General features: G+C 70.0%; 27 protein-coding genes. 22 read left to right on the forward strand and 5 right to left on the reverse strand.

Annotation, left to right across the window (positions count from 1 at the left end; genetic code table 11):
* Positions 1-6: 6 nt before the first annotated feature.
* The 4 genes from VFE82_RS03310 to VFE82_RS03325 all read right to left on the reverse strand — a co-directional run bounded on the left by VFE82_RS03310 (position 7) and on the right by VFE82_RS03325 (position 3,826).
* Positions 7-1,401, reverse strand: a complete 1,395-nt coding sequence (locus VFE82_RS03310; RefSeq protein ID WP_324998818.1) for a TRAP transporter large permease — start codon at positions 1,399-1,401, stop codon at positions 7-9.
* 16 nt (positions 1,402-1,417) lie between these two features.
* On the reverse strand, positions 1,418-1,957 hold the full coding sequence (locus VFE82_RS03315; RefSeq protein ID WP_324999892.1) for a TRAP transporter small permease: 540 nt from the start codon (positions 1,955-1,957) through the stop codon (positions 1,418-1,420).
* Positions 1,958-2,028: 71 nt separating this feature from the next.
* Positions 2,029-3,006 carry a sialic acid TRAP transporter substrate-binding protein SiaP gene (locus tag VFE82_RS03320; RefSeq protein ID WP_324998819.1) on the reverse strand — a complete coding sequence of 326 codons (978 nt, stop codon included), beginning with the start codon at positions 3,004-3,006 and terminating at the stop codon, positions 2,029-2,031.
* A 31-nt stretch (positions 3,007-3,037) separates the two neighbouring features.
* A complete protein-coding gene (locus VFE82_RS03325; RefSeq protein ID WP_324998820.1) occupies positions 3,038-3,826 on the reverse strand; it encodes a FadR/GntR family transcriptional regulator in 789 nt (262 codons plus the stop codon).
* Between the two features lie 129 nt (positions 3,827-3,955).
* Here VFE82_RS03325 and VFE82_RS03330 point away from each other — a divergent pair, with 129 nt between their 5' ends.
* The 22 genes from VFE82_RS03330 to VFE82_RS03435 all read left to right on the forward strand — a co-directional run bounded on the left by VFE82_RS03330 (position 3,956) and on the right by VFE82_RS03435 (position 23,623).
* Entirely contained in the window at positions 3,956-4,693 is a 738-nt protein-coding gene (locus VFE82_RS03330) for an SDR family oxidoreductase (protein WP_324998821.1), read from the forward strand.
* Positions 4,690-5,436 (forward strand): SDR family NAD(P)-dependent oxidoreductase, encoded by a 747-nt coding sequence (locus VFE82_RS03335; protein WP_324998822.1) that lies wholly within the window; start codon positions 4,690-4,692, stop codon positions 5,434-5,436. The genes VFE82_RS03330 and VFE82_RS03335 overlap by 4 nt, the downstream gene beginning before the upstream one ends.
* Positions 5,437-5,459: 23 nt before the next feature.
* Positions 5,460-6,311, forward strand: a complete 852-nt coding sequence (locus tag VFE82_RS03340) for a fumarylacetoacetate hydrolase family protein (RefSeq protein ID WP_324998823.1) — start codon at positions 5,460-5,462, stop codon at positions 6,309-6,311.
* A gap of 114 nt (positions 6,312-6,425) precedes the next feature.
* Positions 6,426-6,866, forward strand: a complete 441-nt coding sequence (locus VFE82_RS03345; protein WP_324998824.1) for a translesion error-prone DNA polymerase V autoproteolytic subunit — start codon at positions 6,426-6,428, stop codon at positions 6,864-6,866.
* An 18-nt stretch (positions 6,867-6,884) separates the two neighbouring features.
* Entirely contained in the window at positions 6,885-8,189 is a 1,305-nt protein-coding gene (locus VFE82_RS03350; protein WP_324998825.1) for a Y-family DNA polymerase, read from the forward strand.
* A 139-nt stretch (positions 8,190-8,328) separates the two neighbouring features.
* Complete coding sequence (locus VFE82_RS03355; RefSeq protein WP_324998826.1) at positions 8,329-9,027, forward strand: TetR/AcrR family transcriptional regulator; 699 nt, start codon at positions 8,329-8,331, stop codon at positions 9,025-9,027.
* A gap of 5 nt (positions 9,028-9,032) precedes the next feature.
* Positions 9,033-10,829: an acyl-CoA dehydrogenase C-terminal domain-containing protein gene (locus tag VFE82_RS03360; protein ID WP_324998827.1), complete on the forward strand. Its 1,797-nt coding sequence runs from the start codon at positions 9,033-9,035 to the stop codon at positions 10,827-10,829.
* Between the two features lie 56 nt (positions 10,830-10,885).
* Entirely contained in the window at positions 10,886-11,260 is a 375-nt protein-coding gene (locus VFE82_RS03365; protein ID WP_324999893.1) for a DUF2147 domain-containing protein, read from the forward strand.
* Between the two features lie 97 nt (positions 11,261-11,357).
* The gene (locus VFE82_RS03370; RefSeq protein WP_324999894.1) at positions 11,358-13,757 is read left to right on the forward strand and encodes a 3-hydroxyacyl-CoA dehydrogenase/enoyl-CoA hydratase family protein; all 2,400 of its coding nucleotides are present in this window, start codon (positions 11,358-11,360) and stop codon (positions 13,755-13,757) included.
* 14 nt (positions 13,758-13,771) lie between these two features.
* On the forward strand, positions 13,772-14,980 hold the full coding sequence (locus tag VFE82_RS03375) for an acetyl-CoA C-acyltransferase (RefSeq protein WP_324998828.1): 1,209 nt from the start codon (positions 13,772-13,774) through the stop codon (positions 14,978-14,980).
* 70 nt (positions 14,981-15,050) lie between these two features.
* Positions 15,051-15,920, forward strand: a complete 870-nt coding sequence (locus VFE82_RS03380; protein ID WP_324998829.1) for an alpha/beta fold hydrolase — start codon at positions 15,051-15,053, stop codon at positions 15,918-15,920.
* Positions 15,917-16,726 carry a thioesterase family protein gene (locus tag VFE82_RS03385; RefSeq protein ID WP_324998830.1) on the forward strand — a complete coding sequence of 270 codons (810 nt, stop codon included), beginning with the start codon at positions 15,917-15,919 and terminating at the stop codon, positions 16,724-16,726. Before VFE82_RS03380 ends, VFE82_RS03385 begins: the two co-directional genes overlap by 4 nt.
* Positions 16,727-16,739: 13 nt before the next feature.
* Positions 16,740-17,462: an SDR family oxidoreductase gene (locus VFE82_RS03390; protein ID WP_324999895.1), complete on the forward strand. Its 723-nt coding sequence runs from the start codon at positions 16,740-16,742 to the stop codon at positions 17,460-17,462.
* Positions 17,462-18,052, forward strand: coding sequence for a 2-hydroxychromene-2-carboxylate isomerase (locus VFE82_RS03395; protein ID WP_324998831.1), 591 nt, complete (start codon positions 17,462-17,464; stop codon positions 18,050-18,052). The genes VFE82_RS03390 and VFE82_RS03395 overlap by 1 nt, the downstream gene beginning before the upstream one ends.
* The gene (locus VFE82_RS03400) at positions 18,049-18,819 is read left to right on the forward strand and encodes an enoyl-CoA hydratase (RefSeq protein ID WP_324998832.1); all 771 of its coding nucleotides are present in this window, start codon (positions 18,049-18,051) and stop codon (positions 18,817-18,819) included. Before VFE82_RS03395 ends, VFE82_RS03400 begins: the two co-directional genes overlap by 4 nt.
* Before the next feature lie 160 nt (positions 18,820-18,979).
* Positions 18,980-20,119 carry a hypothetical protein gene (locus VFE82_RS03405; protein WP_324998833.1) on the forward strand — a complete coding sequence of 380 codons (1,140 nt, stop codon included), beginning with the start codon at positions 18,980-18,982 and terminating at the stop codon, positions 20,117-20,119.
* Positions 20,120-20,211: 92 nt separating this feature from the next.
* Entirely contained in the window at positions 20,212-20,568 is a 357-nt protein-coding gene (locus tag VFE82_RS03410; protein ID WP_324998834.1) for a YciI family protein, read from the forward strand.
* A gap of 154 nt (positions 20,569-20,722) precedes the next feature.
* A complete protein-coding gene (locus VFE82_RS03415; protein WP_324998835.1) occupies positions 20,723-21,028 on the forward strand; it encodes a VOC family protein in 306 nt (101 codons plus the stop codon).
* A 22-nt stretch (positions 21,029-21,050) separates the two neighbouring features.
* The gene (locus VFE82_RS03420) at positions 21,051-21,449 is read left to right on the forward strand and encodes a VOC family protein (RefSeq protein ID WP_324998836.1); all 399 of its coding nucleotides are present in this window, start codon (positions 21,051-21,053) and stop codon (positions 21,447-21,449) included.
* 10 nt (positions 21,450-21,459) lie between these two features.
* The gene (locus tag VFE82_RS03425; protein ID WP_324998837.1) at positions 21,460-21,879 is read left to right on the forward strand and encodes a YciI family protein; all 420 of its coding nucleotides are present in this window, start codon (positions 21,460-21,462) and stop codon (positions 21,877-21,879) included.
* Positions 21,880-21,933: 54 nt separating this feature from the next.
* Positions 21,934-22,344, forward strand: coding sequence for a VOC family protein (locus tag VFE82_RS03430; protein WP_324998838.1), 411 nt, complete (start codon positions 21,934-21,936; stop codon positions 22,342-22,344).
* A 13-nt stretch (positions 22,345-22,357) separates the two neighbouring features.
* Complete coding sequence (locus VFE82_RS03435) at positions 22,358-23,623, forward strand: RNA polymerase sigma factor (RefSeq protein WP_324998839.1); 1,266 nt, start codon at positions 22,358-22,360, stop codon at positions 23,621-23,623.
* Here VFE82_RS03435 and VFE82_RS03440 read toward each other — a convergent pair whose 3' ends face one another.
* Positions 23,624-23,887: an H-NS family nucleoid-associated regulatory protein gene (locus VFE82_RS03440; RefSeq protein ID WP_324998840.1), complete on the reverse strand. Its 264-nt coding sequence runs from the start codon at positions 23,885-23,887 to the stop codon at positions 23,624-23,626.
* Positions 23,888-23,902 lie beyond the last annotated feature (15 nt).

Genomic DNA, 23,902 nt, shown 5'->3' on the forward strand with positions numbered 1-23,902 from the left:
TGGTGGTCAATAGAACATCTTGGGGACCCACAGCACCAGCTTGGGGAAGTAGGTGATCACGGCCAGCGAGCCGAGCAGCGGAATGAGCCAGGGCAGGATCGCCACCGTCGTGCGCTCGACCGACAGCCGGGCCACGCGGGCCAGCACGAACAGCACCATCCCCATCGGCGGGTGCAGCAGGCCGATCATCAGGTTGAGCACCATGACCAGGCCGAAGTGGACGAGGTCGATGCCCAGCTGCTGGCAGATCGGCACCAGGATCGGCACGAGGATGGTGATAGCCGCGGTGGGCTCCAGGAAGCAGCCGACGAACAGCATCAGCAGGTTGGCCAGCAGCAGGAACACCCAGGGGTCCTTGGTGAAGGCCAGCACCCAGGAGGAGATCGCCGCGGTCACGCCGGTGGCGGTGAGCATCCAGCCGAAGATGCTGGCGGCGGCCACGATGAACAGCACCGTGGCCGTGGTCTCGACCGTCTCCAGGCAGACCTTGACGAACATCTTCCAGGTGAGCGTGCGGTACCAGGCGAAGCCCAGCACCATGGCCCACACGCACGCGGCGATGGCGCCCTCAGTCGGCGTGAAGATGCCGGTGGTCATGCCGCCGATCAGCAGCACCGGGGTCATGATCGGCAGCACCGCTTGGAAGTTGAAGACCTTGTCCATGCCGAACAGGACGACCAGGCCCGCCACCACCGTGGCCTGCGCGGGCAGGCCGGCCTTGGCGACCAGCAGCCACATGGCGAGCGGCCAGCCGATCACGACGGCCGTCTCCGCCAGCGCCTTGACCACGCGTGGCCACTCGAAGCGGACGTCGGCGCCCCAGCCGTTCTTGTGCGCGAACCAGGCCACGGTGAGCATCATCAGCACGGCCATCAGGGCGCCCGGCAGGATGCCGGCCAGGAACAGGGCGCCGACGCTGACGTTGGCCATCATCCCGTAGATCACGAACGGCAGCGACGGCGGGATGATCGGGCCCAGCGTGGCCGAGGCCGCGGTCACGCCGACCGCGAACTCGGTGCTGTAGCCGTGGTCCTTCATGGCCTTGATCTCGATCGTGCCCAGGCCGGCGGCATCGGCGATGGCGGTGCCGCTCATGCCGGCGAAGATCACCGAGCCCAGCACGTTCACGTGGCCCAGGCCCCCCTTGAGCCAGCCGACCAGCGCCAGCGCGAAGTTGTAGATGCGGTTGGTGATGCCGGCGTTGTTCATCAGGTTGCCGGCCAGGATGAAGAACGGCACGGCGAGCAGCGGGAAGCTGTCGATGCCGCTGACCATCCGGTGGATCACCACGAAGGGCGGCGTGGTCTGCGCCCACAGCAGGTAGATCAGCGAGGCGCCGGCCATGGCGATGGCCACGGGCAGCCCGCCGCCCATCAGGAAGAGGAAGACGACTTTGAGCAAGGGGGTCGACCGGGCTTCAGGCCCGGTCCTCCATGGTGGATTCGGGACGCTCCAGCACGCTGTAGCCGCGCTTTAGGTGGACCTTCATGACCCACACCGACCGCGCCAGCATGGCCGCGAAGCCGAGCAGGCAGACACCGTAGACGAGGTTCATCGGCAGGTCGACGATGGTCATGCGCGCATTGTTCAGCCTGAGCATCATCTGCGCGGTCAAGGCCACGGCGGCGCCGAAGAAGGCGATGCGCAGCACGTCCACCAGGCGCGAGAGCCAGCGGCAGACGGCCTGCGGCAGATGGCGATAGAAGAAGTCCACCTGGATGTGGTTGTTCTTCGCCACCCCGATGGCGGCGCCGGTGAACACGGTGCCGATCAGGAAGTAGCGTGCGATCTCCTCGGTCCAGGCTGCCGAGTCGTTGAGCACGTAACGGGTGACGAACTGGTAGAAGACCGTCAGTCCCAGCAGCCAGAAGAAGCCCAGGGCGACCCAGGCCTCCACGGGGGTGGCGGACAGGTCCACGGCCTCGTCCTGCGCGTGGAACTGTCCGTCGTCCCCCATCACCTTGGGGCCGCCGAAGGGATCGTCGGCGGCCGTGGCGGCCGTGGCCGCGGTGGTGGTCGGGGTCGACATCACTTGATCGCGGTGATCTTGTCGTAGTCGGCCTGGCGGTAGCCGTGGTCGGTCGGCTTGGTGGCCTTGAGCACGGCCTCGCGGAACGCGTTCTTGTCCACCACGATCACGTTGTTGCCGCGCTTCTTGAAGTCCTCGGCCAGCCGGGCCTCGGACGCGATGATCTCGCGGCCGGTCTTCTCGGCGGCTTCCTGCATGACCTCGGTGAACACCTTCTTGTCGGCGTCGGACAGCTTGCCCCAGGTCTGGCCCGAGACCACGGTGAGCAGCGAGTCGACGATGTGGCCGGTCAGCGAGATGTTCTTCTGCACCTCGAAGAACTTCTTGGCCTCGATGGTGGGCAGGGGGTTCTCCTGCGCATCCACCGTGCCGTTCTGCAGCGCCAGGTAGACCTCGGCGAAGGCGATCGGCGTGGCGTTGGCGCCCAGCGCCTTGGGGAAGGCCAGGTAGGCCGGCGCGTCGGGCACGCGGATCTTCAGGCCCTTCATGTCTTCCGGCTTGGTCACCGGGCGGTTCGACGTGACGTGGCGCGCGCCGTAGTAGTTCAGGGCCACGATGTGGTTGCCGCTGGCCTTGTCGTAGCCGCCGGCCAGGTCGCGGAAGACGTCGCTCTTGGCGTACTTCAGCTGGTGCTCGGCGTCGCGGAAGACGAACGGGAAGTACGAGATCGCCAGCGGCTTGTACGCCTGCGCGGCGAAGCTGGCGCCGGTCAGGATGATGTCGACCGTGCCCAGCTGCAGGCCCTGGTTGATGTCGCTTTCCTTGCCCAGCGTGGAGGCCGGGAACACCTGCACCTCGTAGCGGCCGTTGGTGCGCTTCTTGATCTCGTCGCCCGCCCACACCGACCACTTGTGGAACGGCTCGGACGTCTCGTAGACGTGGGCCCACTTCAGCTTGGTCTGCGCGAGGGCGGGGCTGGCCGCCGCCGCGGCCAGGGCGCAGGCCGCGATCAGTTTCAGGGTGAGGCGTTTGGTCATTGGCGTTGTCTCCGAGTGGTTGGTTCTGGCGTCAGGAACTGTTGGCGCGGCGCCAGCTCGCGCTGTATCGGTTGTAGGCCCGCTTCAGGTGCAGGTGCATCGCCTCGCGCGCGGCCTGGGCGTCGTGCGCGTGGATCGCGCGCAGCACCTGCTCGTGCTCGGCGAGTGCCGCGGTCCAGGAGGCGGGGTTCTCGAAGTACTCGCTCATGCGGGCGAACAGCGGCCCGCTGCGGGCCTGCCAGTAGCCCATGACCGTGTCGCGCAGCACCTCGTTGCCGCAGGCCTGGGCGATGGCCGCATGGAAGGCCTCGTCCCCCTCGCGCGGGATGACGCCGGCATCGGCCGCCTCCTGCATGCGGGCGAGCGCGGACGCCATGGCGGCGATCTGCGCCTTGCGGGCGTGGCGCGCCGCCAGCGCGGCGACTTCGCCTTCGACCAGTTCCCGCGCACGCATCAGCTCGAGCGGGCCCCAGTCGGCGGCGCCCAGTGCGACGCTGCCGTTGGCTTTCGCCTGCCCATTCGCATGGCCGTTCGCAGGGGCATGGCCATTCACGTGGCTGTGGGTCTTGCCCGGGCCGGCCGGCTGGCCCTGCGGGCGGATGTAGATGCCCGAGCCCACCCGCACCTCGACCCAGCCTTCGACCTCCAGCGCGATCAGCGCCTCGCGCACCGACGGGCGGCTCACGCCCAGCTGGCGGGCCAGGTCGCGTTCGGCCGGCAGGCGGCTGCCCGCCGCGAACTCGCCGCCGGCGATCAGCGAGCGCAGCTGTTCGGCGATCTGCCGGTAGAGGCGCTGGGATTCGACGGCTTGCAGCGGCATGCGGGTTCTGGGGGCGGGACTCAGGGTTCGCCATGACTGGCCAAGTGGTCAGGCCAATTAATATCTGCCCGAGCCCTGTTCCCACGCATCCGGCAAAACCCGGGGGCAGGCACCACACGGAGGCAAGCGATGCGATTGAAGGGGAAGACCGCGCTGGTGACGGCCGCGGGGCAGGGCATCGGGCGCGCGAGCGCGCTCGCGCTGGCGGCCGAGGGCGCGCAGGTCTGGGCGACCGACGTCAACGCGTCGCTGCTCGCCAGCTACGAAGGGGTCGAGCGCATCCGTGCGGTGCGGCTGGACGTGCTCGACAAGGACGGCATCGGCAGGGTGATCGCGGACATGCCCGCGATCGATGTGCTCTTCAACTGCGCCGGCTACGTGCACAGCGGGACCATCCTGCAGGCCACCGACGATGAGTGGAACTTCGCGCTGAACCTGAACGTGCGGGCGCAGTTCTGGGCCATCCAGGCGGCGCTGCCGAAGATGCTGGCGCAGGGCCGCGGCGGCAGCATCATCAACATGGCCAGCGTGTGCAGCAGCATCAAGGGGCTGCCGAACCGCTTCATCTACGGCACCACCAAGGCCGCCGTCATCGGCCTGACCAAGAGCGTGGCCGCCGACTACGTGGCCGACGGCATCCGCTGCAATGCGGTGTGCCCTGGCACGGTGGACACGCCCTCGCTGCAGGACCGCATCAACGCCAACGCCGATCCGACCGCGGCGCGGCAGGCTTTCGTCGCCCGTCAGCCGATGGGGCGCCTCGCGCGGGCCGAGGAGATCGCGCCACTGGTGGTGTTCCTGGCCAGCGACGAATCCGTGTTCGTCACGGGCCAGGCCTACGCGGCGGATGGAGGGATCACGATTTGAACCAGCTCGACTTCCAGGGCCGCCACGCGGTGGTGACCGGCGGCGCCACCGGCCTGGGCTATGCCATCGCGCAGCGCCTGGTGCATTCGGGCGGCAACGTCACGCTGTGGGACCGCGACGAGGCCGCCGCGCAGCAGGCGGCCATGACGCTGGGGCCCAGAGCCTCGGTGGTGCGGGTGGACGTGGCCGACCACGCCTCGGTGCTTGACGCCACCCGGCGCACCGTGGCAACCGGCCTGCGCATCGATGCGCTGGTCAATTGCGCGGGCATCACCGGCCCCAACGCGAAGGTCTGGGACTACCCGACCGACGCCTGGCGCCAGGTGTTCGAGGTCAACGTGCACGGCCTGTTCCAGTGCTGCCGCGAGATCGCGCCGCTGATGCGCCAGCAGGGGTACGGCCGCATCGTCAACATCGCGTCGGTCGCGGGCAAGGACGGCAACCCGAACGCCAGCGCCTACAGCGCCAGCAAGGCGGCCGTCATCGCGCTGACCAAGTCGCTGGGCAAGGAGCTGGCCGATGTCGACGTGCGCGTCAACTGCGTCACCCCGGCCGCGGTGAAGACGGCGATCTTCGACCAGATGACGCCCGAGCACATCCAGTTCATGCTCGGCAAGATTCCCATGGGCCGCTTCGGCACGCCCGAGGAGGTGGCGGCCCTCGTTGCCTGGCTGTGCACCGAGGAGTGCTCGTTCTCCACCGGCGCGGTGTTCGACCTCTCCGGCGGCCGCGCCACCTACTGATCCCACGACAAGAAAGGAAGAACATGAAACTCGTCCGCTATGGCAACCCCGGCCGCGAGAAGCCCGGCCTGATCGATGCCGACGGCAAGCTGCGCGACCTGAGCGGCGTGGTGCCCGACATCGGCCCGGCGCAGCTCTCGCCGGCGGTGCTGGCGAAGATCCGCAAGGCCAACCCGGCCAAGCTGCCGCTGGTGCGCGGCAAGCCCCGCATGGGTTGCCCGGTCGCCGGCGTGCCCAAGTTCATCGCCATCGGCCTGAACTACGCGGACCACGCGGCCGAGTCGAATGCGCCCATCCCCAAGGAGCCGATCGTCTTCATGAAGGCGACCTCCTGCATCCAGGGCCCGAACGACCCCGTGATGCTGCCCAAGGGCTCGGTCAAGACCGACTGGGAGGTCGAGCTGGGCGTGGTGATCGGCACGACCGCGCGCTACGTCTCGCGCAAGGACGCGCTGTCGTACGTGGCGGGCTACTGCGTGATCAACGACGTGAGCGAGCGCGAGTACCAGCTGGAGCGCGGCTCGCAGTGGGACAAGGGCAAGGGCTGCGACACCTTCGGCCCGATCGGCCCCTGGCTGGTGACCGCCGACGAGATTCCCAACGTGCAGCGCCTGGGCATGTGGCTGGACGTCAACGGCGAGCGCATGCAGACCGGCAACACCAAGACGATGATCTTCGACGTGGCCACCCTCGTGAGCTACGTCAGCAAGTTCATGACGCTGCAGCCGGGCGACGTGATCACCACCGGCACGCCGCCGGGCGTCGGCCTGGGCATGAAGCCGCCGCGCTACCTGAAGAAGGGCGACGTGGTGACGCTGGGCATCGACGGGCTGGGCGAGCAGCGGCAGGACATCGTCGGCTACAAGGCCGGCTGAAGCCGCAGGCGCCCTGCCGACGCCACTGTGGCAAATGCCGCAGCGGCCTCGTGCGGCGCGGTCGGTGCGGCCGCACGCCACGCGCGGCCTAAGATGCGCCGATATACTGGATGGGTGAACAGTAGTCCAGCTCACCCCGGCCAGCCCTTCGTCGCGGGGCCGGCGCTCCCGCTCCCCATGGTGCAGGGCACCATCCGCGCCGGCTTCCCTTCGCCGGCCGACGACTTCAGCGTCCGCCGGCACGACCTGAACGAACTGCTCATCACGCATCCGACGGCCACCTTCTTCTGGACGGTGCGTGGCACATCGATGCAGGGCGCGGGCATCTCCGACGGCGACATCCTGGTGGTGAACCGGGCGCTGGCGCCGCGGCACGGCGACATCGTCGTGGCCGAGGTGGACAACGACTTCACGGTCAAGTACCTCTTCCAGCGCCAGGGCCGCATCAAGCTGCAGGCCGCCGATCCGACCTTCCCCGACATCGTCTTCGAGCGCGACGGCCAGCGCCTGGCGGTGGTGGGCGTGGTCACCTGCACCATCAAGCGCTTCCGCTGAGCCGCGCAGGGGCCCCTCGTGTACGCGCTGGTGGACGGCAACAATTTCTATGTGAGCTGCGAACGCGTGTTCCGCCCGAGTCTGCGAGGCCGGCCGGTGGTCGTGCTGTCGAACAACGACGGCTGCGCCATCGCGCGCAGCAACGAAGCCAAGGCGCTGGGCATCGCGATGGCCGAACCCTGGCACCTGATCCGGGCGCGCCTGCCGGACGCAGGGGTGGTGGCGCTGTCGGCCAACTTCACCCTCTACGGGGACATGAGCGACCGCATGATGGCCATCGCCGCACGGCTGGGGCCGGGGCAGGAGGTCTATTCGATCGACGAATGCTTCGTCGACCTGGCCGGCCTGGGCGGCGACCTGGTCGCGGCGGGCCACCGCTTGCGCGCGCGCATGGAGCAGTGGATCGGCATCCCGTGCGGGATCGGCATCGCGGGCACGAAGACGCTCGCCAAGCTGGCCAACCATGTGGCCAAGGAGGCCGACCGCCGCCCGGGCGATCCCTTCCCGCCCGAGTTCGCGCGCGTGTTCGACCTGCAGGCGCTGCCGGCGTCGGACCGCGACGCGGTCCTGGGCACCCTGCCGGTCGGCGACGTGTGGGGAATCGGCCGAAGGCTGTCGGCGCAGCTCCAGGCCGACGGCGTGGCGACGGTGCTCGACCTGGCCAGGATGGACCCGGCGGTGGCACGGCGGCGGTGGAGCGTGGTGGTCGAGCGCACGGTGCGCGAGTTGCAGGGACAGCCCTGCATCGCGCTCGACGACGCACCGGGGCCGCGCCGCGAGGTCTCGTGCACGCGCGCCTTCGGCGATCCGGTGACGAGCCTGCCGCCGCTGGTCGAAGCGGTCAGCGAGTACGCGACGCGCGCCGCCTTCAAGCTGCGCGAAGACGGCAGCCACGCGGCGCAGGTGCTCACCTTCGTCCACACCAATCCGTTCCGCAAATGGGAGCGCCAGTACGCGCGCTCGGCCACGGTGCCGCTGCGGCGGCCGACGTCCGACACCACGCCCATCGTGCAGGCGGCGCTGCGGGGCTTGCAGCAGGTGTTCCGGCCCGGCTACCGCTACCATAAGGCGGGCGTGATCCTGCTCGACCTGCAGCCTGCCACGGCCGGGCAGGGCGAGCTGGCGCTGGAGGACGAGGCGGCGCCCCGGCAGGGGCTGCTGGCCGCCGCGATGGACCGGATCAACGACCGCTATGGCCGTGGCACGGTGCACCCTGCGAGCACCGGCGTCGGTGGCAGCGGCCGCAGCTGGACCATGAAGCAGGAGTGGCTGACCCCCCAGTACACGACCAACTGGGCGCACCTGCCGACGGCGCGCGCCTGAGCACCCGCGGCCCGCCGGCGCGGATGGGCCAGTCCCGCGCAGAAGGCCGGCCCCGCCCCGAATTTCCGGAGGTTGTGGTGGACGTGCCGGAAAAATCCTGCAAAATAGAACGACCGTTCGTTTTATGGAACACCCCACCATGTCCGTCTCCGAGTTGCCGCTCAAGCCAGGCCGCGCCCGCGAAGGCCGCGCCCTGCAGAAAGGCCAGCAGACGAAGGCGGCGATCGTCGACGCGGCGCTCGGCCTGGCGACGCAGATCGGCGTCGAGGGCCTGTCCATCGGCGCCCTGGCCGAGGTGACGCAGATGAGCAAGTCGGGCGTGTTCGCCCACTTCGGCTCGCGCGAGGAACTGCAGATCTCGGTGATCCGCGAGTACCACCGGCGCTTCGAGGAGGAAGTCTTCTACCCCGCCATGCGCGCGCCCCGCGGGCTGCCCCGGCTGCGTGCGCTGTTCGCCAACTGGATGAAGCGCACCTCGGTGGAGATCGACTCGGGCTGCATCTACATCAGCGGCGCCGTGGAGTTCGACGACCGCCCCGGTCCCGTGCGCGATGCGCTGGCCAGCTCGGTGGCCACCTGGCACGCCGCCATGAAGCGGTCGATCACGGTGGCCAAGGAAGAAGGCCACCTGCTGGCCGACGTGGACGAGGAGCAGATGCTGTTCGAGATCCACGGGCTGATCCTGGCGCTCCACTACGAGGCGCGCTTCCTCAAGACACCCGGTTCGATCGCGCGCGCGAACGCCGGCTTCGACAACATCCTGCGGCGCTGCGGCGCCGCGCCGGCCGCGCGGCCGACCAAGTCCCCCCGAACCACCAAGACCGCCTCCAAGGAGTAATCCAGATGCCCGCCTACACCCCGCCCCTGCGCGACATGCAGTTCGTGATGCACGAGGTGCTCAAGGTCACCGACGAATACAAGGCGATGCCGCGGCATGCCGAGGTCGACGTCGACACCATCAACGCCATCCTGGAGGAAGGCGGCAAGTTCGCCGCCGAGGTGACCTTCCCGCTCAACATCACCGGCGACGAGGAAGGCTGCACCCTGGACAAGGCCACGCACGAGGTCCGCACGCCCAAGGGGTTCAAGGAAGCCTACGCGAAGTACATCGAGGGCGGCTGGCCCGCGCTGTCGTGCGATCCCGAGTACGGCGGCCAGGGGCTGCCGATCGTGGTGAACCAGGCGTTCTACGAGATGCTCAACAGCGCCAACCAGGCCTGGACGATGTACCCCGGCCTGTCGCACGGCGCCTACGAGGCGATCCACGCGCACGGGACCGACGAGCAGAAGAAGGTCTACCTGCCCAAGCTGGTGAGCGGCGAGTGGACCGGCACCATGTGCCTGACCGAGCCCCATTGCGGCACCGACCTGGGCCTGCTGCGCACCAAGGCCGAGCCGCAGCCGGACGGCACCTACCGCATCACCGGCAACAAGATCTTCATCTCCGCCGGCGAGCACGACTTCGTGCCGAACATCGTGCACCTGGTGCTGGCCCGGCTGCCGGACGCGCCCAAGGGCAGCAAGGGCATCAGCCTGTTCATCGTGCCCAAGTTCCACGTCAAGGCCGACGGCTCGCTGGGCGAGCGCAACGGCATCTACTGCGGCGGCCTGGAGCACAAGATGGGCATCCATGGCAACGCCACCGCGCAGCTGGTGCTGGAAGGCGCGGTCGGCACCCTGGTGGGCGAGCCCAACAAGGGCCTGCAGGCCATGTTCGTGATGATGAACGCCGCCCGCATCGGCGTCGGCATGCAGTCGCTGGGCCTGACCGAAGTGGCGTTCCAGAACGCGCTGGCCTACGCCAAGGACCGCATCCAGATGCGAAGCCTCTCGGGCACCAAGGCCAAGGACAAGCCGGCCGACCCGATCATCGTGCACCCCGACGTGCGCAAGATGCTGCTGACCGCCAAGGCCTACGCCGAAGGCGGCCGCGCGCTCACGATGTTCTGCTCGCTGCTGATCGACCGCGAGCTGCACCATCCCGACGCGAAGGTGCGCAAGGACGCCGCCGAACTGGTGGCGCTGCTCACGCCGATCGTGAAGGCCTTCATCACCGACAACGGCCACATCGCGACCAACGCCTGCATGCAGGTGTTCGGCGGCCACGGCTTCATCAAGGAATGGGGCATGGAGCAGTTCGTGCGGGACAACCGCATCAACATGATCTACGAGGGCACGAACACCGTGCAGTCGCTGGACCTGCTGGGCCGCAAGGTGCTGGGCAACCAGGGCGCCACGCTCAAGAAGTTCGGCAAGCTGGTCGCCCAGCTGGTCGAGGAGGAGGGCGTGAACGAGAAGATGGCCGAGTTCATCAACCCGATCGCGCTGCTGGGCGACCAGATGACCAAGTTCACCACCGAGATCGGCTTCAAGGGTTTCCAGAACCCCGACGAGGTGGGCGCGGCCGCCGTCGACTACCTGCGCGTGGCCGGTCACCTGGTGTTCGGCTACTTCTGGGCCCGCATGGCCCAGGTCGCGCTGCGCGAGATCGCCGCCGGCAACACCGATCCGTTCTACAAGGCCAAGCTGCAGACCGCGCGCTTCTATTTCGCCAAGCTGTTCCCGGAGACCGCGACGCTGATGCGCACCGCGCGCGCCGGCGCCAAGGTGCTGCTCGACACCGACGAGGCCCTGGCGTGATCCGCCGGCCGGCCGTGGCCGCGGGCCTGCTGCTGGCGACGTCCGCGTTCGCGCAGATGTCGCCCCTGGGCCTGTGGCGCAGCGTCGACGACAAGAGCGGCGACGTGCGCGCCGAGATCCGCATCACCGAGTCGGCCGGCGGCGTCAGCGGCCGCATCGAGCGCCGGCTGGGCAAGGACGCCCAGGCCGGCGCGGTCTGCGGCGAGTGCCGCGACGACCGCAAGAACCAGCCGCTGGACGGCCTGGAGATCATCCGCGGCGTGACCAAGGCCGACGGCCGCGACGTCTGGGAGGGCGGAAAGATCCTCGACCCCGAGAGCGGCCGCGAATACACCGCGCGGCTGACGCCGATCGAGGGCGGCAAGCGCCTCGAGGTGCGCGGCTCGATCGGGCCGTTCGGTCGCACGCAGACCTGGGTGCGGGTGCAGTGAAAGTCGCCTCCCCGCGGGGAGGCTCCGGAGAGAACGTATGTACAAAGACCACGACGAGCGCGCCAGCGGCGCGAGCAGCGGCGAAAGGACCTCGACGATGAGCCGTTTCCAGGTGAAGAAGGTGGCGGTGCTCGGCGCCGGCGTGATGGGCGCGCAGATCGCGGCACACCTCGTGAACGTGAAGGTGCCGGTCGTGCTGTTCGACCTGCCCGCCAAGGAAGGCCCGAAGAACGGCATCGTGACCAAGGCGGTTGAGGGGCTCAAGAAGCTCAAGCCGGCCCCGCTGGGCGTGGCCGACGACGCGGCGCTGATCCAGCAGGCCAACTACGAGGAGCACATGGCGCTGCTGGGCGAATGCGACCTGGTGATCGAGGCGATCGCCGAGCGCATGGACTGGAAGCTCGACCTCTACAAAAAGATCGCGCCGCACGTCGCGCCGCACGCGATCCTGGCCTCGAACACCTCGGGCCTGTCGATCACCAAGCTGTCCGAGGCGCTGCCCGAGGCACTCAAGCCGCGATTTTGCGGCATCCACTTCTTCAACCCGCCCCGGTACATGTACCTGGTCGAGCTGATCGCGACGCCGGGCACGCAGCCGCAGATCCTGGACGACCTGGAAACCTTCGTCACCAGCGGCCTGGGCAAGGGCGTGGTGCGCGCCAAGGACACGCCCAACTTCATCGCCAACCGCGTGGGCATCGCCGGCATGCTGGCCACGATGCGCGAGGTCGAGAACTTCGGCCTCAGCTACGACGTGGTGGACGACCTCACCGGCAAGAAACTGGGCCGCGCCTCCAGCGGCACCTTCCGCACCGCGGACGTGGTGGGCCTGGACACCATGGCCCATGTGATCAAGACGTTGCAGGACACGCTCAGCGCCGAGACCGATCCGTTCTACGGCAGCTTCGGGACGCCCGAGGTCCTCAAGACGCTGCTGGAGATGGGCCATCTCGGGCAGAAGACCAAGGCCGGCTTCTACAAGAAGGTGGGCCGCGACGTGCTGCGCTTCGAGCTGGACAGCCGCGACTACGTCCCGGCCGGCCAGAAGAGCGACGAGGTCTATGCGCGGATGCTGAAGAAGCCTGCCGCCGAGCGGCTCAAGCTCCTGCGCAACAGCGAAGGCCCGCAGGGCCGCTTCCTCTGGGCCATCCTGCGCAACAGCTTCCATTACGCGGCGGTGCACCTGGCCTCCATCGCCGAGACGGCGCGCGACGTCGACTTCGCCATGCGCTGGGGCTTCGGCATGAAGCAGGGCCCGTTCGAGCTCTGGCAGGAAGCCGGCTGGCTGCAGGTGGCGCGCTGGATCCAGGAGGACATCGACGCCGGCAAAGCGCTGTCCAGCGCACCGCTGCCCGACTGGGTGTTCAAGGGCCCGGTGGCCGATGCCGGCGGGGTGCACACGCCCGAGGGCTCCTGGAATCCCACCAGTGGCCGCTTCGAGGCGCGCCGGCAGCTGCCGGTGCACCAGCGCCAGCACTTCCCCGAGACGGTGCTGGGCAGCCAGGCCACGCGCTGGGACGCCGCCGGGCGCACCCTGCACGAGGACGCCAACATCCGTCTGTGGACGCTGGACGAGCAGGTGCTCATCGCCAGCATCAAGACCAAGATGCACGCCATCAGCCCCGAGGTGTGCGAGGGCCTGCAGCAGGCCGTGGACACCGCCGAGAAGGACTTCCAGGGCCTGGTGATCTGGTCAGGCGACGAGCCGTTCTCGGTCGGTGCGGACCTGCAGGCCCTGCTGCCCGCGTTCATGGCCGTCGGCGTCGCCGCGGTCGAGGATGCCGAAGGGTTCATGCAGCAGACCATGCTGAAGCTGCGCTACGCCGGCGTGCCGGTGGTGGCCGCGGTGCGCGGCATGGCGCTGGGCGGCGGCTGCGAGCTGGCGATCCATTCGCACCGCCGGGTGGCCGCGATGGAGAGCTACATCGGCCTGGTGGAAGTGGGTGTGGGCCTGGTGCCCGGCGCCGGTGGCCTGACCTACATCGCGCGCCGGGCGGCCGAGGTGCAGGCGCAGACCAACCACAAGGACCTGCTGCCCTTCCTGACCGAGGGCTTCACCGCCGCCGCGATGGCCAAGGTGGGCACCAGCGCGCTCGAGTCGCGCAAGCTGGGCTACCTGCTCGACAGCGACGTCATCGTGCCCAACAAGGACGAGCTGCTCTACGTGGCAATCGCCGAAGCCAGGGCGATGGCCGACACGGGCTGGCGCGCGCCGCCCAAGCGGATGTTCCCGGTGGCCGGCCGCAGCGGCAAGGCCACCATCCTCGGGCAGCTGGTGAACATGCGCGACGGCGGCTTCATCAGCGCGCACGACTTCCGCATTGCCTCGCTGATCGCCCACGTGGTGACCGGCGGCGACGTCGACGCCGGCACCCTGGTCACCGAGGAATACCTGATGACGCTGGAGCGCCAGGCGTTCTGCGAACTGGTCCAGCACCCCAAGACCCAGGAGCGCATCCTGGGGATGCTCTCGACCGGCAAGCCGGTTCGCAACTGAGCGGAGACACCGACATGAGCAAGCAAGTCCAAGACGCCTACATCGTCGCCGCCACCCGCACGCCCATCGGGCGCTCGCACCGCGGCTTCTTCCGCAACACGCGGCCGGACGACCTGCTGGCCACCGCGCTGCGGTCGGCGCTGGCACAGGTGCCCGGCCTGGATCCCCAGGCGATCGAGGACATCGTCTGCGGCTGCGCGATTCCCGAGGCGCAGCAGGGCCTGAACGTGGCGCGCATCGGCGCGGTGCTCGCCGGGCTGCCCAAGAGCGTGGGCGGCATCACGGTCAACCGCTTCTGCGCCTCCGGCCTGTCGGCCGTGCAGATGGCGGCCGACCGCATCCGCGTGGGCGAGTCCGACGTGATGATCGCGGCCGGCGTCGAGAGCATGAGCATGGTGCCCATGATGGGCAACTCGCCGTCACTGTCGCCGTCCATCTTCTCCAATCCCGACGACATCGAGAGCTATGGCATCGCCTACGGCATGGGCCTGACCGCCGAGAAGGTCGCGCAGCAGTGGAAGGTCGGCCGCGAGGCGCAGGACCAGTTCGCCTACCAGTCGCACATGAAGGCGATCGCGGCGATGAAGGCCGGCGAGTTCGCCGACGAGATCACGCCGGTGGAAGTGGCCGACCGCTCGGTCGACCTGGAGTCCGCCGAAGTGAGCGTGAAGACGCGCACCGTGAACCTCGACGAAGGGGCGCGCCCCGACACCACGCCCGAGGGCCTTGCCAAGCTCAAGACCGTGTTCGCCGCGCGCGGCAGCGTGACCGCCGGCAACAGCTCGCAGACGTCCGACGGCGCCGGCGCGCTGATCCTGGTGAGCGAGGCCGCACTCAAGCGCTTCAACCTGCAGCCGCTGGCCCGTTTCGTGAGCTACGCCAGCCGCGGCGTGCCGCCGCACATCATGGGCATCGGGCCGATCGAGGCGATCCCCGCGGCGCTCAAGGCGGCCGGCCTGAAGCAGGATGCGCTCGACTGGATCGAGCTGAACGAGGCCTTCGCGGCCCAGTCGCTCGCGGTGATCGACACGCTCGGGCTCGACGCCAGCAAGGTCAACCCGATGGGTGGCGCGATTGCCCTCGGGCACCCGCTGGGCGCCACCGGTGCGATCCGCTCGGCCACCGTGGTGCACGCGCTGCGCCGCAAGAACCTCAAGTACGGCATGGTGACCATGTGCGTGGGCATGGGGCAGGGTGCGGCCGGCATCTTCGAGCGCGTCTGACGACGGCGATCCAGGCCACCGCAGCGTGGCCTTTTTCTCGTTCGCGCCACGCGCAGGAAGGAGACGGGAGATGAGAGCCGAGACCCTGACCACGCCCGATGGCGCCGAGATCGCGCTGCGGGTGTGGGAGCCCGGGCGGCCGGCGCGCGGCAACGTCGTGATCGGCGGCGCCATGGGCGTGCGGCAGGACTACTACGCCGCGTTCGCCGGCTGGCTGGCGGGACAAGGCTGGCGCGTCACCACGTTCGACTACCGCGGCAGCGGCGCGTCGTTGCCGCCGGGCCGGTCGCTGCGCGGCTTCCGCGCCGACCTGTTCGACTGGGCACGCGACTACGAGGCGGTGGTTGACCATGCCGAGGCCGCACTTCCCGGCGTACCGCTGCACCTGCTGGGGCACAGCCTGGGCGCCCAGCTGCCCGGGCTGCTGTGCAACCAGCACAAGGTCAGCGGCATGCTGAGCGTGGCCGCCGGCAGCGGCTACTGGCGCGAGAACGCGCCGCGGCTGCGCCGCACCATCTGGTATTTCTGGTGGGTGCTGGTCCCGGTCGCGACGCGGCTGTGCGGCTACTTCCCCGGCCGCAGGCTGCGCAAGGTCGGCGACCTGCCGGCCGGCGTGATGCTGCAATGGCGGCGCTGGTGCCTGGACCCGAAATACAGCGTGGGCGCCGAAGGCGAGGCGGTCCGCCGGCAATATGCCGCCGCCCGTTTTCCGCTGCTGGCCCTGTCTTTCACCGACGACGAACTGATGACCTTGCGCGGCACCCACAGCCTGGTCGACCTGTACGAGAACGCGCGGTGCGAAGTGCACCGCATCGCTCCGGCTGACCTGGCGCAGCGGCGGATCGGCCATTTCGGTCCGTTCCGCACCGACCAGGAACATGGGCTGTGGCCCCGCATGGCCGAATGGCTGGGCAGCCTCGCGCGCCCGGAGGCCGCATGAGCACGCATCCGTTCGACCTCGCCGTGGCCCTGCAGCCGGCCGGCGACGATCTCTGGCGCGGCCACACCAGCCCGGCGTACGCCAACATGGTGGGGCCGTTCGGCGGCGTCAGCGCGGCCCAGGCGCTGTCCGCGGTGCTGCGCCATCCGGCGCGGCTGGGCGACCCCGTTGCGCTGACGGTGAACTTCGCGTCCGCGCTCGCCGATGGGCCGTTCGACGTCGTGGCGCGGCCGGCGCGCACCAACCGCTCGACCCAGCATTGGGTGCTCGACGTGCGGCAGGACGGCCAGACCGTGCTCACCGGCACCGCGTTCACGGCGCTGCGGCGCGAGACCTGGGGCCGCGACGAGCATGCCATGCCCGTGGTGCCGCCGGCGTCGGAGGTGGCGCCAGCCACCGGCCCCAGGCGGGTCGAGTGGGTCAACCGCTACGAGATGCGCTTCATCGAGGGCGGCATCCCCGACCAGTGGGACGGCCGCGAGCAGGGCGCGAGCATCACGCGGCTGTGGCTGCGCGACGCGCCGCCGCGTCCACTCGATTTCGCCTCGCTGGCCGCGCTGTCCGACGTCTTCTTCCCGCGCATCTGGCGGCGGCGCGCGCTCCTGGTGCCGATCGGCACGGTCAGCCTGACGGTCTACTTCCACGCCGACGCCGCCGGGCTGGCGCGGGCGGGCACCGGCCACCTGCTGGGCCAGGCGCAGGCCCAGGCCTTCCGCAGCGGCTATTTCGACCAGACCGCGCAGCTGTGGTCGGAAGCAGGAGAATTGCTGGCCACGACCCACCAGGTCGTCTACTACAAGGAATAGGAAGGACCGCGTGATCGAACAGGTCGCCCTCGTCGTCGGGGCCGGTGATGCGACCGGCGGTGCCATCGCGCGGCGTTTCGCGCGGGGTGGCTACACCGCGTGCGTCAACCGCCGCAGTGCCGACAAGCTGCAGCCGCTGGTCGACCAGATCCGGTCCCAGGGGTTCCGCGCGCAGGCCTTCGCGAGCGATGCCCGCAAGGAGGAGGACGTGGTGGCGATGGTCGAGCAGATCGAGACCGGCATCGGGCCGATCGAGGTGCTGGTGTTCAACATCGGCGCCAACGTGCCCAGCAGCATCCTGGACGAGTCGGCCAAGAAGTACTTCAAGATCTGGGAGATGGCGTGCTTCGCCGGCTTCCTGTGCGCGCGCGAGGTCGCCCGGCGCATGGTGCCGCGCGGGCGCGGCACCATCCTGTTCACCGGTGCCACCGCATCGCTGCGCGGCAGCGCCCACTTCGCCGCCTTCGCGGGAGCCAAGCATGCCCTGCGGGCGCTGGCCCAGAGCATGGCGCGCGAGCTCGGTCCGCAGGGTCTGCACGTGGCCCACGTCGTCGTCGACGGCGCGATCGACACCGCCTTCATCCGCGACAATTTCCCCGAGCGCTACGCGCTGAAGGACCAGGACGGGATCCTCGACCCCGACCACATCGCCGACCAGTACTGGATGCTGCACGACCAGCCGCGCGACGCCTGGACGCACGAGCTGGACCTGCGGCCCTGGATGGAGAAGTTCTGATGCCCAAGACCCTCGAGTTCTGGTTCGACGTCGGCAGCCCTGCCGCCTACCTGGCCTGGACGCAGATGCCGCGCCTGTCGGCCGAGACCGGCGCCACGGTGGACTACCGGCCGATGCTGCTGGGCGGCGTGTTCCAGGCCACCGGCAACCGCTCGCCGATGGAGGTGCCGGCCAAGAGCCGCTACATGAAGGACGACCTGGCCCGCTTCGCCCACCGCTACGGCGTGGAGTACCGGCAGAACCCGCATTTCCCCATCAACACGCTCACCCTGATGCGCGGCGCCCTCGGCGTGCAGTTGCGGCAGCCGCAGCGGCTGCGGGCCTACGGGGACGCCGTGCTGCAGGCCATCTGGGTCGAGGGCCGCAACCTGAACGACGCGGCCGAGGTGGGGGCCGTGCTGGCGGGCGCGGGCTTCGAACCCCGGGAACTCCTGGCCCTGACGCAGGAGCCAGAGGTCAAGGAGCGCCTCAAGGCCGTCACCCAGGAGGCGGTCGGCCGCGGGGTGTTCGGCGCGCCCACCTTCTTCGTCGGCGACCAGATGTTCTGGGGCCAGGACCGCCTCGATCACGTGAAGGAAGCACTGCAATGACACAAGACATCCTGACCCATACCGAAGCCGGCGTGATGACCGTCACGCTCAACCGCCTGGAGCGCAAGAACTCGATCACGTCCGCGATGTACGGCGCGATGGCCGACGCGCTGGAGCAGGCCCGCGACGATGCGGCGGTGCGCGTGGTGGTCCTCCAGGGCCACGAGACCATCTTCTCGGCCGGCAACGACATCGGCGATTTCCTCAACGCGCCGCCGGCCTCGGGCCCGCAGGCGCCGGTGTTCCGGTTCCTGCACGGCATGGCCGATTTCCCCAAGCCGCTGCTGGCCGCGGTGTGCGGGCCGGCGGTGGGCGTGGGCACCACGCTGCTGTTCCACTGCGACCTGGTGTACGCGGGCGACAACGCGGCGTTCTCGATGCCGTTCGTGAACCTCGGGCTGTGTCCCGAAGCCGCCTCCAGCCTGCTGGTGCCGCAGATGTTCGGCTACCACCGCGCGGCCGAGGCGTTGCTGCTGGGCGAGCCGTTCATGGCGGAGGCCGCACTCGAGGCCGGGCTGGTCAACCGGGTCCTGCCGCCGACCGAGGCCAACGCCTATGCGAATGCGCAGGCGCGCAAGCTCGCCGCCAAGCCGACCACCTCGCTGGTGGAGACCAAGCGGCTGATGAAGAAGGGCCAGCGCGATCTGGTGCACCAGCAGATGGACCACGAAGCCGAGAGCTTCGGCCGCATGCTGCGCGAACCGGCGGCGCGCGAGGCGTTCGGCGCCTTCATGGACAAGCGCAAGCCCGATTTCTCCAAGCTCTGATCGTGCACCGCGGGGCACCCCGGGGCAGCGCGGGTGCCGCTGCCAGCGGCCGGTGCACAGGCCGTCCCTGCCGGGGGCTGATGCGGCCGGACAACGTTCCGGTTGGAGCGGCGTGCGGCGCATGGAATGATCGCGGCTCGCCCATCCACCTGCCCGCGCCATGATCTCCTGCCTGTCCCGTCCCACCCGCCTGCTGGCTGCCGGCATGCTGCTGGCGGCCCTGCCAGCCTTCGCCCAGACACTCGAGGGCCTGTCGCAAGCGGACATCGAGCAGCGCAATGCGGCCGTCGGCTTCGTGCTTCCGCAGGCGATGGCGCTGTCGGTCGTGCGCCACGAATGCCGGCCGTTCGCGCCAGGCGAGCAGGGCGCCGACGCCGTCGCCCAGCGCTGGTGGGTGCGCAACCGCGAGGCACTGGACACCTCCAACGCCTGGCTGCAGCGCTACCTGAAGCACCTGCAGGCGGCCGACGCCCGGGTGCATCGCACCGTCGCCGCGTCGCTGGTGCAGGCGTCCACGCGCGGCATGCTGGAGAGCCTGCGCACGATGTTCCACCGGGCGCTGCCCGATGCAGCCAGCTGCGCGGCCGCGCTGCGCCGCTACGACTCTCCCGCGCTCGACATCGCCGCGCTGGCGCGACAGCCCGGGTTCGAGCAGTTCGCCGAGTTCGCACAGACGCTGGGTCGCATCCGGGCCGAACCGGGCTTCCAGCTGCCGGAAGAGCGCCTGCGCACGTTCGAGGTCCAGGTGCCCAGCGCCGGCTTCGGCCTGGCCGCCAGCCTCGACGCCGCCGACAAGGCCCGGGAGGCGGGCGATGTGGCCGGCGCGGTCAAGGCGTATGCCTCGATGGTCGAGCGCGGCGATGCACGCGCCGCCCAGACGCTGGGCGGGCTCTATTTCCGGGGCGACTTCCTGCCGCGCGACCCGGCGCAGGCGTATCGCTGGTTCCACAAGGCCTATGCGATGGGCGACCTCGCGGGGCTGAACGGCCTGGGCGTGCTGTACCGCGACGGCCTCGGCGTGGACAAGGACGCACCGGTCGCGCTGGCGGCGTTCGTGATGGCCTCCGCCTTCCACCGCGACCCGTCGGAGCAGCAACGCGCGCGTGCCAACGCCGGCGCCCTGTCGGCGCGGATGACGCAGGCCCACCAGGTGCAGGCGCTGTGCCTGCGCGTGAGTGAACTGGACGACGCGCTGGCACGGCCGCTCGGCAAGGACGCCCCGCAGCTGAGCCGGCGCCTTGCCGAACCCGACCGCCGGCTGGCCTCGCTGCTGCCGATCACGCAGCCGACCTGTCCCTGAGCATGCGCCCGGCCTGGGCAGGACGGACACCCGGTTCCCCAGGCTGCCCGACGGCAGGTGCCATCTGCGCGGCCGCCGCCTATCATCCGGCCATGCCCTACATGCTGCTGATCCTCGAGGAGCCCGGCCAGCGCGCCACGCGCAGCGAAGCGCAAGGACGCGAGGTCTACGACCGGATGCTGCGCTATGCCGCCGACCTCAAGCGTCGAGGCGTGCTGCAGGCGGTCGAGTCGCTCAGTTCGGCCGGCCCGGAGTCGGCGCGGGTCCAGGTGCGCGCCAGCGACCCCCGGGTCGTCGACGGTCCCTTCGCGGAGGCCAAGGAAATGGTCGGCGGCTTCTTCGTCGTGGATGTCCCCACCCGCGACGAAGCGGTCGCGCTGGCGCTGGAGTGCCCGGCGGCGGCCTGGGCCACCGTCGAGGTCCGGTCGCTGGGGCCCTGTTTCACCTAGTCCGCGCGTCCAGCGGCGCCGAGGCAGGGCGCCGGCGGCGGACGCGCGCGGCCGCGAGGCCGGGTTTTCCCGGGCGTTCGCCGTTGTCGATTCCCGGTCTGCTTCTTCGTCGTGCTCCAGACGGCCGCACCGGCCGCAGACGAAAGGACCCGCCATGCCCCAGACCAGCACCTGCCTCTGGTTCGACAACCAGGCCGAGGAAGCGGCCCGGCAGGACGTCAGTGTCTTCCCCGACGCCCGCACCACCGCGAGCACGCACCACTCGGCCGGCGCGCCGCAGCGCGAGGCCGAGCAGTGCGGCTGGCTGCAGGACCGCTTCGGCCTGTCGTCGCAGATCGGCCCGGAGCAGCTGTTCGACATGCTGCAGCACCCCGACGCCGCCCGCCGCCAACGCGTGATGGACGCCCTCATGGGCATGAAGAAGCTCGACCTCGCCGGCCCGCAGCGGGCCTTCATGTGACCCGATCGCCAAGGAGACCACCATGGACGCCGTCATCCACTTCGAACTGCCCTGCGACGACCGCGAACGCATCAGCCGCTTCTTCCGCCAGGCGTTCGGCTGGAACACCCAGATGCTCGGCCCCGAGATGGGCCACTACGTGGTGGTGACCACCGCCGAGACCGACGCGCGCCCCGACGGGCCGCGCGGCGCGATCAACGGCGGCTTCTTCACCCGCACGCCGTCGATGCCCGAGCAGCATCCGGGCATCGTGATCGCGGTGGAGGACATCCGCGCTGCCATGCAACGCGTGGGCGCCGCCGGCGGCCAGGTGCTGGGCGAGCCGATGGACATCCCCGGCGTCGGCGCCTACGTGGCGTTCCTGGACACCGAGGGCAACCGCTCCAGCATGCTGCAGCCCCTGCCCATGGGTGCCCGGTGAGGAGGATCCGATGCGCTTCATGCTCATGGTCCGCGCCAATGCGGACACGGAAGCCGGCCGCTGTCCCCCGAACATGGACACGCTGATGGCGCAGATGGCGGCGTTCCACGAGGAGCTCGCCCGGGCCGGCGCGCTGCTCGATACCGCCGGACTGCAGCCCTCGGCCAGGGGCTGGCGCGTGCGCTGGAGCGGCGGCGGCCAGCAGGTCGTGGACGGCCCCTGCGCCGACAGCAAGGAGCTGATCGCCGGCTACACCCTCATCCAGGTGCGCAGCCGCGAAGAAGCCATGGAATGGGCGCGCCGCTTCCCCAACCCGATGGGCGAAGGACGGGCCGCCGAGATCGAGGTGCGGCCGCTGTACGAACTGGACGATCTCGACGACCGTGGCCTCGCCGCCCCCGACCGCTTCCGGCAATTGGGCACACTGTGACGCCCAGGGCCGGCCCACGACACCACTCCCACCCCACCTTCAGGAACCCGGAACATGGCACGCAAGATCTTCGTCAATCTCCCGATCCGCGACATGGCGCGCTCGCGCGCCTTCTTCGAGGCGCTCGGCTTCTCGTTCAACCCGCAGTTCACCAACGAGCAGGGTGCCTGCATGGTGATCACCGAGGACATCTACGCGATGCTGCTGGTCGAGCCGTTCTTCCAGACCTTCACCCACAAGCCCGTGGCCGACGCGACCAGGAGCATCGAGGTGCTGGTGTGCCTCTCGTGCGAGAGCCGCGCCGAGGTCGACGATCTGGTCGCCCGCGGCGTCGGCGCCGGCGGCAAGGAGCCGCGCGCGCCGCAGGACCACGGCTTCATGTATGGGCGCAGCCTGGAAGACCTGGACGGCCACATCTGGGAGCTGATGTGGATGGACCCGGCGGCCGCCGCCCCGCAGGCCTGAGGCGAAGCGCACGATGCACGCGGCCACGCACCAGGCCATCGCGGCCGTCTGGCGCATCGATGCCGCCAAGGTGGTGGCCACCGTCGCGCGCATGGTGCGCGACGTCGCGGTCGCCGAGGAGCTGGCCCAGGAGGCGCTGGTCGCCGCCCTGGAGCGCTGGCCGGTCGACGGGCTGCCGGACAAGCCGGGCGCGTGGCTCATGGCGACCGCGAAGAACCGCGCGCTGGACCACCTGCGGCGGCTGCAGATGCAGGCGCGCAAGCACGAGGAGATCGGCCACGACCTCGAGGCGCAGGAGGCCCTGACCGTGCCCGATTTCACCGATGCACTCGACGCCGCGCGCCAGGACGAGATCGGCGACGACCTGCTGCGCCTGATGTTCACCGCCTGCCACCCGGTGCTTCCGACCGAGGGCCGGGTGGCGCTCACGCTCAAGCTGCTGGGTGGACTGGGCACCCACGAGATCGCGCGCGCCTTCCTGGTCCCCGAGCCGACCATCGCGCAGCGCATCGTGCGCGCCAAGCAGAAGCTGCGCGACGCCGGCGTACCCTTCGAGGCACCGCGCGGCGCGCAGCTGCAGGCGCGGCTGGCCTCGGTGCTGGAGGTGGTCTACCTGGTGTTCAACGAGGGCTACACCGCGACGGCGGGCGAGGACTGGATGCGGCCTGCCCTCGCCGACGAGGCCCTGCGCCTGGGGCGCATGCTGGTGGAGATCGCGCCGCAGCACGCCGAGGTGCACGGCCTGGCGGCGCTGATGGAACTGCAGGCCTCGCGCATGAAGGCGCGCACCGACGCGCAGGGCCGGCCGGTGCTGCTGCCCGACCAGGACCGTTCGCGCTGGGACCGGTTGCTGATCCGCCGCGGCCTGCTGGCGCTGGAGCGGGCCGAAGCGCTGGGGGACCGGCGCGGGCCCTACACGCTGCAGGCGGCCATCGCGGCCTGCCACGCGCGGGCCCGGACGCCAGCGGAGACCGAGTGGTGGCGGATCGCCGCGCTGTACGGCGAGCTCGCAGCGCTGGCGCCCTCGCCGGTGGTGGAGCTCAATCGCGCCGTGGCGGTGGGCATGGCCGAGGGCCCTGCGGCCGGGCTCGCCATCGTCGAGGGACTGTTGCAGGACAAGGCGCTGGCGCGCTACCACCTGCTGCCGAGCGTCCGCGGCGACCTGCTGGCCAGGCTGGGCCGCCGGGACGAGGCCCGCGAGGCGTTCCTCGCGGCGGCCGCGCTGGCCGGCAACCAGCGCGAGAAGGATCTGCTTCTGCAGCGCGCGGCGGATGCCTGATCAGTTCTTGGGGCCCGCCAGCGGCCGTTCGGTGTAGCGCGACTTGCGCTTCTTCTTCTTGGCGGGGGCCGGCGCGGGCGGCGCCGGTGCGGCCTTCTCGGCGCGCTTGCGGAACCCCAGGTCCTCTTCGGTGAGCCCGTAGAAGGCGATGGCGGACTTGATCCGTGCGATGACCTCTTCCACTTCCTTGCGACGCACCTCTTCCGCCTGCGTCTTCAGCTGCTCGATCTCCGCCAGCATCTGGCTGTAGGTCTTCCTGGCCACGGTCCTTCCTTTCAC

Source organism: Ramlibacter sp. (genome assembly GCF_035655895.1).
In the GTDB taxonomy this organism is placed as follows: domain Bacteria; phylum Pseudomonadota; class Gammaproteobacteria; order Burkholderiales; family Burkholderiaceae_C; genus Ramlibacter.